The 13320-nt window shown below is 45.0% G+C and carries 14 protein-coding genes; 2 read left to right on the top strand and 12 right to left on the bottom strand.

The annotated features are described in order from the left end of the window. Positions 1–48: 48 nt before the first annotated feature. The 10 genes from KI379_RS26395 to KI379_RS26440 form a co-directional block, all read right to left on the bottom strand. Complete coding sequence (locus KI379_RS26395) at positions 49–909, bottom strand: carbohydrate ABC transporter permease (protein ID WP_145141318.1); 861 nt, start codon at positions 907–909, stop codon at positions 49–51. A 13-nt stretch (positions 910–922) separates the two neighbouring features. Next, positions 923–1780, bottom strand: a complete 858-nt coding sequence (locus KI379_RS26400; protein WP_084204339.1) for an ABC transporter permease — start codon at positions 1778–1780, stop codon at positions 923–925. 295 nt (positions 1781–2075) lie between these two features. Beyond that, the gene (locus tag KI379_RS26405) at positions 2076–4397 is read right to left on the bottom strand and encodes a helix-turn-helix domain-containing protein (protein ID WP_244879445.1); all 2322 of its coding nucleotides are present in this window, start codon (positions 4395–4397) and stop codon (positions 2076–2078) included. 254 nt (positions 4398–4651) lie between these two features. After that, entirely contained in the window at positions 4652–4879 is a 228-nt protein-coding gene (locus KI379_RS26410) for a GNAT family N-acetyltransferase (RefSeq protein ID WP_212985462.1), read from the bottom strand. 18 nt (positions 4880–4897) lie between these two features. Beyond that, complete coding sequence (locus KI379_RS26415; RefSeq protein WP_212985463.1) at positions 4898–5386, bottom strand: NUDIX hydrolase; 489 nt, start codon at positions 5384–5386, stop codon at positions 4898–4900. Positions 5387–5445: 59 nt separating this feature from the next. Beyond that, positions 5446–6054 carry a peptidase E gene (locus KI379_RS26420; protein ID WP_212985464.1) on the bottom strand — a complete coding sequence of 203 codons (609 nt, stop codon included), beginning with the start codon at positions 6052–6054 and terminating at the stop codon, positions 5446–5448. Between the two features lie 62 nt (positions 6055–6116). Beyond that, a complete protein-coding gene (locus KI379_RS26425; RefSeq protein ID WP_212985465.1) occupies positions 6117–6941 on the bottom strand; it encodes a copper amine oxidase N-terminal domain-containing protein in 825 nt (274 codons plus the stop codon). A gap of 140 nt (positions 6942–7081) precedes the next feature. Then, positions 7082–8050, bottom strand: a complete 969-nt coding sequence (locus tag KI379_RS26430; RefSeq protein WP_212985466.1) for an SDR family oxidoreductase — start codon at positions 8048–8050, stop codon at positions 7082–7084. Between the two features lie 216 nt (positions 8051–8266). Further along, positions 8267–9205, bottom strand: a complete 939-nt coding sequence (locus KI379_RS26435) for an AraC family transcriptional regulator (protein WP_145141333.1) — start codon at positions 9203–9205, stop codon at positions 8267–8269. Between the two features lie 124 nt (positions 9206–9329). Then, a complete protein-coding gene (locus KI379_RS26440; protein WP_212985467.1) occupies positions 9330–9788 on the bottom strand; it encodes a hypothetical protein in 459 nt (152 codons plus the stop codon). An 86-nt stretch (positions 9789–9874) separates the two neighbouring features. Between KI379_RS26440 and KI379_RS26445 the strand changes: the two genes are divergently transcribed. Beyond that, positions 9875–10048 (top strand): hypothetical protein, encoded by a 174-nt coding sequence (locus KI379_RS26445; RefSeq protein ID WP_167372965.1) that lies wholly within the window; start codon positions 9875–9877, stop codon positions 10046–10048. Positions 10049–10236: 188 nt separating this feature from the next. Here the strand turns inward: KI379_RS26445 and KI379_RS26450 are convergent, their stop codons facing one another. Beyond that, complete coding sequence (locus tag KI379_RS26450; RefSeq protein ID WP_212985468.1) at positions 10237–11088, bottom strand: helix-turn-helix transcriptional regulator; 852 nt, start codon at positions 11086–11088, stop codon at positions 10237–10239. Between the two features lie 143 nt (positions 11089–11231). Between KI379_RS26450 and KI379_RS26455 the strand changes: the two genes are divergently transcribed. Further along, positions 11232–12026 carry an SDR family NAD(P)-dependent oxidoreductase gene (locus KI379_RS26455; RefSeq protein ID WP_244879446.1) on the top strand — a complete coding sequence of 265 codons (795 nt, stop codon included), beginning with the start codon at positions 11232–11234 and terminating at the stop codon, positions 12024–12026. A gap of 355 nt (positions 12027–12381) precedes the next feature. Here the strand turns inward: KI379_RS26455 and KI379_RS26460 are convergent, their stop codons facing one another. Continuing rightward, complete coding sequence (locus tag KI379_RS26460; protein ID WP_212985469.1) at positions 12382–13251, bottom strand: phosphotransferase; 870 nt, start codon at positions 13249–13251, stop codon at positions 12382–12384. Positions 13252–13320 lie beyond the last annotated feature (69 nt).

The following is a 13320-nucleotide window of genomic DNA, read 5'->3' on the forward strand; positions in this document are numbered from 1 at the left end:
TTATATTGACATCGGATATATAGGAATAAGTTCCGGTGGAATCTACATCTATCCTTTGATTCCGCCGATCATGGTGCCTTGTACGAAATATTTTTGAATGAACGGATACACGCATAATATCGGTACCGTAGCAATCGTAATCATGGCGTATTTCAGCGTCTCTATATAGTCCGTGTTGCCTTCGCCCTGCACATTCGAGCCGGCGATAATAATGTTGCGCAGCATGATTTGCAAGGGGTACATGCTCCGATCGTTCAAATAGATCAGCGCATCGAAGAACGAGTTCCATTGATTAACGGCGGTGAACAGACCAATGGAGACGAGTACCGGAAGCGAAAGCGGAAGTACAATCTTTAGGAACACCTGCATCGTGCCACAGCCATCAATGGTGGCGGCATCTTCAAGTTCTTCCGGCAATCCTTCGAAAAAGGTGCGCATGATGAACAGATACCAAGTGCTGACTAGCGACGGCAGCACGATCGCCCACATCGTATCAAGCAGTCCCAGTTTCTGTACAACAAGGAAGGTCGGGATCATCCCTCCTCCGAACATCAGCGTGAAGGCCGCCAGGAACAGGATCAGAGGACGGCCAGGGAGCCCTTTTTTGGCAAGCGGATAAGCCATGGCAGATGTAACGGCGAGCGATAAGAAGGTTTGAACGGCGGTATAACGAATCGTGTTCCAATAGCTGATCCATAGATCCGGATTGCCGAGGAGCCGTTCATAAGCAATCAAGTTGATCGCTTTGGGCCAGAGAACGACCCGCCCGCTCATGACCATGGCGTTATCACTGATGGAAGCGGAAAACACATATACGAGTGGATAGACCATGACGATAATGAGAATGGTCATGAGGAAGATATTCACAGCATCAAACAACTTCGAGCCGAAGCTTTCCTTGATTTTCATTTATCGGCCTCCTTCACCAGAGACTAGTGTCCGAAAATTTCTTGACGACACGGTTCGCTGAGACGACTAGCACGAATCCGATCACCGACTGGAACAAACCGACAGCCGTAGCGAAGCTGAAGTCGGCGGATAGGATGCCGCGGCGATAAATGTATGTGTTGAGGACATCCGCGGTTTCATAGGTCATCGGATTGTACAGCAAAATAATTTTTTGGAAGCCGGTTTCCATAAAGTGGCTAAGCGTCAGGACAAACAGGACGATCATTACCGGAATCATGCCGATGAAGGTCACATGACGCATTTGTTGAAACCGATTGGCGCCATCAATTTTAGCAGCCTCATACAACGTCGGATCGACGCCGGCAATAGCCGCCAAGTACAAGATGGTGCCCCAGCCGATCGTCTGCCAAATTTCCGAGCCTACGTAGATCGTACGGAACCAACCTGGCTCGCCGAGAAACATAATTCGCCCGAAGCCGAGCCAGTCGAGGATATGATTGACGATTCCGGTCTGCTGCGACAAAAAGGTCACCATAATGCCGGCGATCACGACGGTAGATAAAAAGTGAGGCATGTAGCTGACGCTCTGCACGAACCATTTGAACTTCCGGCTTCGGATTTCATGGAACAGCAAGGCAAGGATGATTGGTGCCGGAAAACGAAATATCAGGTCGTATACATTGAGCATGACCGTATTTCGGACCAACTTCCAGGCATCCGGCGTGTTGAGGAAAAAATCAATAAAATGCTGCAGGCCGACAAACTTGCTGCCCATGATCCCACGGCCGATCGAGAAATTCTGAAACGCGATGATCACCCCGTACATCGGTGCGTACTTGAAGAGGATGTAATACAGGATGCCGGGCAGCATCAGCAAATATAACGTTTTGTATTTCTTCAGCTTGAATCGGAGAGAAGTGCCCTTTCCACTTTGATCTCGGGCTGGTATTTGTGCGTTCGCGGCGTCGCTTCGATCCAATGACAACGGTTTCACCTCCTTTGGCAGGCGTTTGAACGCCAGCCGAATCTTTGCTCTGACTATATGTGGTGGCACTCCGCGGGTAAAGCACCATGTTTTCGGGATGTCTCCATTTTTACAAACCGCATGACAACGCCACTCGCATGATAAGCAGGTGAAAAAAATGAGACTTCGAAAAAAAGAAGACTCATGATTGATGGATCGTGCGATATTTAGCCGGGGTAATTCCTTCGTAACGACGAAAATTACGGATGAATGAATTCCTTCCCCAATAGCCAATTTGTCCGGCAATATCGTCGATCTTCATATCCGTTTCGAGCAAAAATTGCTTCGCTTTGGAAATCCTGTACTTGGCGATGTATTCCACATACTTCTCACCCACCTCTTCCTTGAACATGCGGCTGAAATGCCCGGCGGACATGTTCATTTGCTCCGCGAAATGCTCAATGGAGAGCTCTTCGTTATAATGGGCCCGAATATAGTCCAATATTTCAGCAAACTGTTGTTTCCGATCCGGCGCTACGGTCGTCCGGAACAGTACGCCGTGTATTTCCCGGAACGTTCGTCTCATTTCTTCCCAGGTTACACAGCGGTTGATGGAGGCAAACAACTCGGAATAGACCGAGATGTCAAAATCGTTTTGCTCACTTTCGATGGCCCTGGCCCAAGTATTCAGCACATCGGTGCCCAAGTTCTTCATCTGATCTGCGTTCGCATTGCTTCGCATTCCTGCGTCCAGCAAGTCGAACACGGACTGAAGCAAGTTTTTGTAATCGCCAGCTTTGTACCTATTGAAGATCCGGTTCACTTCTTGAGCAGACAAGAAACTGTCTCCTGATGATCGCTCCTTCCACACCCTTTGTTCGCTGCAAATTTCCGCACCAGCGTGCAAACTCTTATAATGGAGCATCGAATGCGCATGGTTGTAAGACTGATGGAGGGCGGCGACGGAATGGATTGTTTCCCCGATCCCAATGGAAGCCTTGTAATAAGGATGTTCCAGGAGCAGCTTTATAACATTCGCTGTTTCCATGGGGTCGCAAAGCTGATTCTCCTCGTGATGCAACACACAGGACAATTGTTCGGAACGTGTTTGACATACCCAAATCATTGCCGGGGACAGCTTGCGAATTTTCTCCTTCAGCTCGGCCAGCATAAATGATTTGGACGTTTCAGACAGCTGTTCCGCGAATGGCGAATAGTATTGGATATCAATGCAGAGGACAGTTGCGGCTGATACCGGCTTGTACGGGAAGGCAATTTCTTTCGCGTAATATTCGATGGACAAGCTGTCGCGGTATTGACCAAACAACACTCGAACAATAAATTGCTCCTGAACGATCGGGAACATGCCGTTTACGGTCTGTGTCAGCTCTTTGTTCTTAGAGATTAGCAAATGCGAAAACCGTTTTATCGTATCGAACTCGTTGCCGCTGTGGGAGCCGGGTGCGTCGTCCAGATGCGGATGCTGCGATTCCAGCCCCGTTTTAATTTCGCGAATCGGGTTGTACAACCTTCGGCTCAAATAATAAGAAACCAAGCCGCCTACGATGATAAACATGCCAAGCAGTACGAACGTCATCGTGCGGATCGTGCTTGCCGGCTTCATTAGGGTGGGCAGATCGATCATGCTTACGTAATACCAAGTATCGTTGAACCGGGATTTGGTAAATGATAGCGCTTTCTTATTCTCGTTTAAAAATAAAGTCTGTTCCGGATTCATACGGATCATCGCTGCAAATGAATCAGGCTGTAGCTCGGACGATCCGTTCGAGATCAGGACAGAGCCGGACGAGTTGACCAGCATCGTATCCGTTACCCACTTCTCCTGAATGCCCAATCGCCCGCGAAGCTTATCTAGATCAAGATTCACGACCAAATAGACTTCGGGATTGCTATTGTTGAATGGATAGCTCATCAGCATGGCGGTGTTCGAATGGGTTGAGACAATGTCCCGAGTGAACGGCGGCCTTTCAAATACGGTATGCGGTTTTGTAAAAACCATCGATTTCTTGCCAGTAAGATTGGCAAAGTAGGATGGCATATCCGTATCTTTAATCAGATACTGTTCCCGGAAATACTCGTCTTTGTTGTTGTATGTATTGCCGTCGATGACAAGATCTTCGCTCGCAAAGTACAGGAACGATTTGTACACCAGATCTTCCGAATCCAGTTTATTCATTTGTTGCATGAGCGAGTGAATCCATTCATAGTGCTGCGTGAGGTCGGCCGGACCGCCGGACGTTCCGGGAAAGTTCTTGAGGCTTGCAGTTGACAGCATGTTCACCATATCACGTTCGAGAGAGGCGAAGGTGTCATCGGTTTGCTCCGAGAAATGCTGCATGATGGTATTGTTCAATCTTTCCGCATCATGCTCAATCAACCGGACGACAAAAAAATTGGTCAGTACGGCGGCTACGATGACTGGGATGAGAATCAGTGCGAAGTAGTTAGCGAATAACCGACAAAACAGCACAGTACGATACGTTTGCCAGAAACGGTTCACCATGACAACCCTCCAATAAAATTTCATAAAAATAACTTAAATACAAAATATTATTTCACCCCTATCTTAAACTATTTTCACTAAATTTGTACTTGTTTACTTTGCAAAATATCACCGCTTCTGCCTGAAAGGCAGCCGGACCTCGCTTTTGGGTTACATGGCCATGATTGCAACAAAAAAAGACTGGAACACTTGCCCCAGTCTATTTTTTATATATTTGATTTTCTAAAAATGATTAATCTGGCTGCCTTTTCCCTTCAGATCAACCGTAAGACCATTAAATTTTCATCGAAATATTGACATCCATTCCTTAGGGCATTCTGCTCTGTTCCGTAAGTTACAAAACCGATAGCCTCATAAAGCCGCTTTGCCGCGTTATTATTTGAGATGACAGTGAGGTTAATCTGTTCAAGTCCCTCACAATGTTTCGCCTTATTAATCAATTCTTGAATCAAAGATTTACCTATTCCCTTTTCCGGCAACATTGTGTCAGAAGAAACAATCTACTTCGATATATGTGTTTGGTATTTGATTAGGAACTCGGGATTCGTTACATACTCTATGTAATTTACGGCTCCGTTAAACTCAAAATAAGCCTGATAGCGAGTGCGAATCGCTGGATGTGTAATGAAATCAAGAACTTTATCCTTAGCCACCCAACGGCTATCGGTTGTTTCTTCAGAAACAGCTAACTCCCCTCCAACAGGCTTGCATACGAAATCAAAAATAACTTGCGTAGGAACATCAGTCACGCCATCATACCATTTAAAAATTCCTGTATTTGAATAAACACCAATTAAGCCGCTAACCGTGATGTCAATTCCGCTTTCCTCTTTAACTTCACGAACCAATGCATCCATCAAGTTTTCTCCAACTTCCACTTGTCCACCGGGGTAAACCCAACCACCGTCACGAGTTTTTACTAAAAGGATATTTCCTTGCTCATCTTCCACAAATCCACCTGCGGCTACGATGTGCGTTGGAAATGGCATATTACAACCCCCTTATGCTGAACGTTTGTATAATAAAAGGCACACTGATCTATAGAGCGTCACGTAATTATTTTTGCAACTAACTTTTCATTTATAAAGTGTAAATTCTCATTATCCAATAAAGTATAAAGCGTGCTGTTTTTTTGAGTAGAAGCCCAATGATCAAATGCAATACGACGTTCTTTATCATTATAGTGCGGACAAAGACTGCCTTTTAACAATCCTAAACCTTCAAATTCCCCGAATTCTTCTTCATTTTTTTCACTAAAACAAGTTTCAAACCAACACATGGACCCTGCACTTATACCTGCTAATACGACACCTTTTTGATAAGCATTTCTTAACACAACGTCGAAGCCTGTTTTTTTCCAAATTTCAAGCATATATTGGGTATTCCCGCCGCCTACATACACAATATCTAAATCATTAACAATTTCTTGAATGTAGGGTGAGTCAAAATCATTTATAGTAAGATGGCATGATTGTTCATTTCTAAAAGCCTTATAAAACTTATCGATATAACCCTGTGCATCATTACTGGCTGTTGCAATAAATGCAATTTTTAATGGTTCTTGCTTTCTAGGTATTTTTAATAAGTATTCATCAATATAGGCTTGATCTTCTTCGGAAAAACCGCCGCCAGAAATTGCGAGAATTGTTCTGTCCATTCTGTATCTTCTCCTTAAAACTGCTATTTTCTGAACTATGAGAATGCTGCCTCTTTGTTGCCTTATGGATTTGTATCACTGATCGTCGTCAGAAAACCGTTTTTCCCGGCAGTTTCAATGAACTTATCAATCGATTGAAATGCTGGGTAGGTAAACGAATACCATTGTTTTTCAGTCGCATCATATAACATAACACTGGGATTGCCCTCGGAATGAGATAAAGTATAGAGATAAAACTGTTTCATGCTGTTCCCTTTTTGATCCAAAAAATCAAACTTTCCACTCATGTAATAATCCCCCCTTGTAAGCTCTATAACACTCGAAGTGTAACTGGCAGGGGGATTCGACTTACTTCCTTTGTTGTCAAAAATATGATAAATCGCTTCGATATAGGCACTCCCATTAATTTCTTTTACTATGCTGCCCATTGTATAGTTAACTTCGTACTGCAATGCTTTGACTTTCACTCCATCTAGAACAAATGGGGCAGGTTCAACAGATACTGTCGAATTTCTGAATCCGACGCTGCAGTTAAACGTTTCTGCAATAAAGCGAAGCGGAACCATGATGCGATCATTCTTGATATATGGGGTTGCATCGAGTAGCGCAGGTTTACCATTTTTCATCGCCGTACGGCTCTTCAATTTTAAGATTACCAGCATATCACTTTTGGCGAGCGTAACTTCCGAACCCGACCAGGTGACCTTGGCTCCCAAATTTTCACTGATGAAACGCAAAGGCACCATCGTTCGATTGTTCTTCATTTCGGGCTTCACAGCGGAGGCAATAGTAATTCCTTCAACTTTTATTTGCATATCTGCCGCGTATGCAGGTGAAGAGATAGATAAAATGAATGCAGCGAAAATTCCTGTTAGAACCTTTTTCATAATATTATATTCCTTTCTTGGCATATTTTAGTGAACTAATATTATGACGAGAAGTGTGAAGTAATGTTGCGCTAAACTGCCCGTGATCTTTATAAATAAAAGGAGCTGCCGCCGGCAAACCGCTCCTAGCCAAGATCAAATTATCTGCGGAAGTAGTGCCCCTCATGAATGTCCTCAATAAGGGATGGATGTACGGGACGCCACCCCAGGCGCTCTTGAGTTAATGCGCTTGATACAGGATTGTCCACCGACGCGAAGGCTCCTAGCCATCCGAAATGTGAACCCGCCTTGTCCACGTCAATGCTATCTATCTTGAGGTTCAGATGTTGGCCGATGGTGACGGCGATTTCTTGAAATGGCACTCCCTCATCTCTCACCGCATGGAGTCGCGACCCTGCCGGGGCTTTCTCCAATGCAAGCTTAAACAATTGAGCCGCATCTAGGCGATGCACAGCCGGCCAGCGGTTGGTCCCCTCGCCCACATAGGCGGAGATACCTTTATCACGAGCCGTGCGAATCAGAAGCGGTAATAAGCCGTTCTTATCACCGCCAGAATCATGTACAAGCGGAGGAAGACGAACAACTGAGGAGCGGACTCCCCGTTTTGCCAATGCCAGTGTAGCGATCTCCGACGGAACCCGTCCGCTTCCTAAGGAGTTAGGATCGGGTGCATGCTCTTCTGTTGCCAGTCCACCCGGTGAGAGGCTCATAGTTGGAATAGCGACGACTAGTGGACAGTCGCGGCCCGAAAGCGCAGTACCGAATGTCTCAATGGCGCGTCTGTCAGCCTCTGCAGCAGCCTTCGTGAACCTCAAAGACGCAAGGCGGGGATTGCCCCCGAGCAAAATTCGAAGGCGTGTCCGGAGATTGGCATGCGAGAACTTATGGAAAAAGGCCAAGTGAATAACACCATCAGCCTCTGCAGCTCCTCTATGCAAGCATTCGATATCCTCTATTGAACCCATTTGCACCTTTGCACCTATAGCAGTGAGCCTCCTGCCAGCCTCTTTGGAACGAACCAGACCGACTACATGATGGTTAGCATCTATTAGTTTACGAACAACCTCTGCTCCGATGAAGCCGGCAGCTCCCGTAACAAAAACATGCATGTAAAATCCTCCTCAAATTTCTAAACAGATTTCTTGAACCTCGCTTTAACCATAGTATAGGAGTTTGTTCATCCGGAAGTTTGCCTTATTCGCTTAAGTTTTTGCTTGATTCAACGAAATCTGCTCTCCAGAAAAGGTAAAACCCGCTAAGCCTTATGGCCGCGGGTATATATGGAAAAAAGCGATGATGCCTCCCGATCCGTTCAAATACTGTGTTTATTTGCGCCATTTGGCGATATCTCTGCTTGGAGGACTTCCAAAGAAGCTGCTGTAATCCCGGCTGAATTGGGAATCGCTCACATATCCCACAGCCCGGGCCGCAGTCGTCGCATCCATTTTATTGGATAACATCCGGCGTCTTGCTTCTTGAAGGCGCAGAGCTTTCTGGTATTGTATGGGGCTCATTGCCGTAACCGACTTAAAATGCTCACGAAACGATGACTCGCTCATATGGACCATCTCTGCCAAATCTGCGATTTTTAATGGCTGGGAGTAGTTGGCCTGCAGCCAGTCAATTGCTTTCACAATCCGTTGCACACCGGAATCTGCAAAAACCGTCTCGGCAACGTTAACGCCGATGGGGCTGCGGAGAAGCCGGATGTAAATCTCGTCCATGACGAGCGGCGCAAGCAATTTTTCATCACCCGGATGGGATAGACAGTCTACAAGTCTTACCACGGCATTCATAATGGCCAAATCAGCATCAACCACGTAACCCGCACTACGATTGTGGACTTTAGGCAACCCCTGCGGAAATACTTTCGGAACCAAATCAGCGAGCCTTTGTGGATCAAGGTACAGCCCTACTCCCAAGAAGGGTTCGACAGGGCTGGCTTGTATGGTTTTCATCGCAACAGGTAAGGCAACGGGGGCAATAAAAATACGAGACCCGCCATACTCATGTACCTCCTGCCCCACGGTTAAGATTTTTTTCCCTTGCGCGGCAATACCGACGGCAGGCGAGTAGATGGTATGTAAGTAATCCGCTGCTTCTACATGTGAGTAACGAATGACATACAACCCAGGGATCCGCACACCATAGGTCCCGTCATGCGAAGTATGAGCGTAAATCAGACTTGCCAGTCGGGCCGTTTCCGCATCAAGTGATCTCTGGGCATTATCGGATACTCGTATAATCTCGTGATTATCCAGCATTTTTTCGAAAGCACCTCCTTCTTAACTTTTCATATCGAACGATGTGGCTGCCCCCCATTTCCGCTGCTTCTTCAAGTTATTTTTCTCAATTCTTTTTTGCTGGTAATCATGGTTGAAGAATTCTTTATTTATAAAGACTTGCAACAAGATTGTTTAGTTCAGCTGTGGTTTCTATATCTGTTGGATCTAGATTTAATTTTATGAAGATATTTCTTATCTTTTCAGCCTTACCTATTACTATTTCTTTCTTGTCTCCATTTATCATTGCTTTGAATAAACCATCAAGTCCTACATCTATCAAATCGTTAGTGGCTTCATAAGACGAGGGTTTAGATACAGCTGAAGCGGCAGCTACTGTACCTACACAACTTTCATAATTAGTGTTGTTTCCACCGGTAAAATCCCTACTAAAACATGCAGCTGATTCACCTAACTGATATTTAAATTCCATATCAATCATGTTTTGTTTGTATTTTAAAATCTCTTTATTGTTCATTTGTAAATTTATAGAATATATTATAAAAACTACCAGAATAATAACTACAACTGCTAATACAGTTATAATATTTTTAGATTTATTCATTTCAGGCTCCTCTACTTATGCTCTATTCAGCTTTCGGTTAACGTCTAATTCACGATCTTCGTAAATAATCCATTTGTAGGGTATTCGTGAAAAACATTGAACTCCCCTGCCCGTTAATTGAGGAAAAGGCAGCCGGCTTTTGGACAACATTATTGCTGGGCAAAGACACATATGCGGTAGCAACCGCAAAATTGGGTGACATGCTTAACGACATTGAAAATTGGAAAGAAACGACGGTGAGTACCGATTTCGAGGAATAAGAGGGGAGATTATGGCCGCAGGTTTCTCTAAATAACGATGCAAGTTCATGTCCCTAGCTGCGGGCAAGAACTTGCATCGTTAAAACAAAAAAAGCCGCGGATCCGCGACTTCTTTTGCGTGTACGTTCTTATCCTCCGACATTATACAACTCCCACATCGAAAGCCCCCCGCGCTTAGGAGAATGATGCTATCTCTTACTTTCATTTGCAGGTGATCCCTTTGACAAATATTTTTCCAGCTTTGATCTTGTTGCTGGTAGAGGCATGTAAATCATCACTCTCATATCAGGATCATTGGGGATTTGCAGGGTAATATGATCAAACTCAAGCAGCCCCATGTAGGGATGCTCCACTTCTTTAAATCCTTCAAGAGAGCCGGGCGTTTCATGCTGCAGCCATAGCCGGTCAAATTCAGGACTTATTCGTTTAAGATCTTCTATTAATTCGGCAAACGACGAGTCTTCAACGTAGCGGGCTGATGCCGTGTGGAATTCCGCAATCATTCCCGTAGCCTTTTGATCGAAATTTTTGAAGCGCCCCTTCCATACCGGGTCCGTGAAATACCGCCAGATTAAATTGAATTCATGAGGCGGTGCTGCCGAGGAAATGGAGAAAATCTCATTTGCAGCATCATTCCAGGCCACAAAATCCCAGCGTCTTCCCAGAATATATGCAGGATTCGGAGTAAGGTCATCCAGCATCCTTTGAAGTGCTGACCCGATACTTTCTTTATGAGGAGGCAAGTAAGGAGGAAGTGACTCTCCTGCAAGAAAAAAAAGATGGCGTCGTTCATTGGGATTAAGCTTTAGAGCCGTAGCTAGGCTTTCCAACACTTGTACTGACGGATGGACATCACGTCCTTGCTCCAGCCACATATACCAGGATGTGCCGATATTCGACAGCTGTGCGACCTCTTCCCTGCGCAATCCGGCTGTCCGGCGGCGCGACCCCGTCGGCAAGCCCACATCCTCTGGAGAAAGGCTTGACCTCCGTTTACGCAAAAAATCACCGAGAGCCGAACGGCGCTCGCGATCATTCATCTCAATCCCTCCTAACCTATTACTCGGAAACCTATGATTAAGCAACCTCTCGTTAAAAGTGTATTAGAAAATTATACTCAATCATAGAAATCGCTTCAACTCAGTTTGAAACGTTTCAAACCAGACTTTAAAGGAGACAGGCCATGCAATCAATAACACAGCACAAACATTACAATTCTCAGGGAATGCTTATCAATAAAGTAGCTCTGGTTACGGGGGCCAGCCGCGGCATCGGAGCAGCTGCAGCCAAACTCTTCGCAGAAGAAGGAGCGGCGGTTACTCTCGTCGCAAGAACAGAAGCAGCTCTACGCTCTGGAGTTGAGGAAATTATCGCGAAAGGCGGTAAAGCCGATTACATTGTAGCCGATCTAGCCGATTCCGCCAGCATCGAACGGGCGATTCAAACGACCGTTGAGCGTCACGGTCGCCTGGATATAGCATTCAATAATGCTGGAATTGGGGCTCCCCTTTCGCCCTTAACAGAGGTCTCAGAAGAGGATTTCGACCTTCTTCAAGCTGTAAATTACAAAGGAATCTGGGTGGCAATGAAAGCGGAAATCAAGGCAATGATCGATACTGCAGGTACCGGTGCCATTGTCAATAACAGCAGCGTCGGCAGCTTCAGAGGTAATCCGGGGTTGTCAGTCTATGGAGCCGCCAAACGGGCTGTTAATAGTCTGACCGAGACGGCTGCCATTGAATACGGGCCTTCGGGTATCCGCGTAAACGCTATTGCACCTGGCACCACCATGACCGAGATGATCGAGGGGTTAGTTGCACAAGTTCCAGATATTATTGAAAAAAGCAGCTCTGTGACGCCTCTTAGGCGTCCTGCCGATCCTCATGAGATCGCACAAGCAGCTGCCTGGTTATTGAGCGATCGCGCTTCTTACGTGACAGGCGTCGTTCTACGGGTGGACGGCGGAGCAAGAGCGTAGTCCCTAACGGAGAGAGTATCCCATAGGGTCCATTGACCCGGGGATACTCTCTCCGTATGTTATGAAACGCTCCGACAATTGCTGTCGTCCCTAAACTACAATGGAATTTCAGCCATCCCACGGCTGAGTACATTACGTTTTCCGTTAATTGAACAAAAGGGTGAAGCAGTGGTCCGCCAGCAAACTGCTCCAAGATCATTAAAATATCGCACCTCAGTGAAGTTAGTGCAATGAAGGCAGCAGGTCAATTGACTTGCTGCCTTTCTTATAATGATTGAGCTATCGTTCCCCGTTAGCTTATTAAACGACGTTAATGTCATAAAACGCTATAAAGCACAAATTGTGAGGTCAAAGATTAATTGATGGGGAGGGCCTTCCAGTACTTCCACGCTTTTAGATAGCTTTCTAAATCATGCGGATGGAATTGAATACAGATACCAATACGGCAATAAAGTTGAAAGATAACTTCTTCAATAAGCCTTGATCTCTCCAAAGGTTCATGATTCAGCAAATTGAATGCAGGCAATATGGTCTCTAGGTTTAAATCTTCTGGAGAAGAACAAAAAGCATACGTAAAATCGTATAACAAAGGGCCAATCATTGGCGAAGGGTCGATAACACCAACTAATGAGTGTTCATGAAATACAAAATTATGGACACCAGTATCTCCATGGAGGAAAAATCTTGCTTCATTCTCTGCACTTTTGGATATTCTTTCAAAAATGGATTCCAATCTATAATAATCCTCAATTGGTAAAAGACTTCCCCAATTATTTCTCGTATCTTCTAAACTCCGAATGTTCCATTCACGCCAGGATTGAACCGGTGACCCTAGTCTTCCCCACTTGTCTGTATGTAGACGTTTTTCGTAATGATTGAGGAGCTCTCTTACCAAAGTTGTCAACCAATTGATTTTTAAACCGCTGGCAGTGTGAGTTGTACCCGCAATGTATGAATATACGATATACTCTTTTGCTGGATCAGTATAGAGAATTTTAGGTAAAAGATTAATGTGCCGATGTGTATTAAGAAATTGTTCCGCCAAGATAATCTGGTTCGAGTGATCTATTTTTAAAACGTATTTCGATTCGCTGTGCTCTGAAAGAATATAAACCCGCCCATCTGTAGAACCAGTCTTATTTTTAGTTGCAATAACAGTGTTATCAATTAAGCCTTTTTCATGAAGATCTTTGAGGATACTGTTTATATCTACTTGTTCAAACATTTAATTCCCCCTTAGCAATCGATTAGGTGAATATGTGACTAAATAACTCTTGATAAAATTCCTTTTTTT

It is taken from the genome of Paenibacillus cineris, from assembly GCF_018333335.1.
Lineage (GTDB): Bacteria > Bacillota > Bacilli > Paenibacillales > Paenibacillaceae > Paenibacillus_AQ > Paenibacillus_AQ favisporus.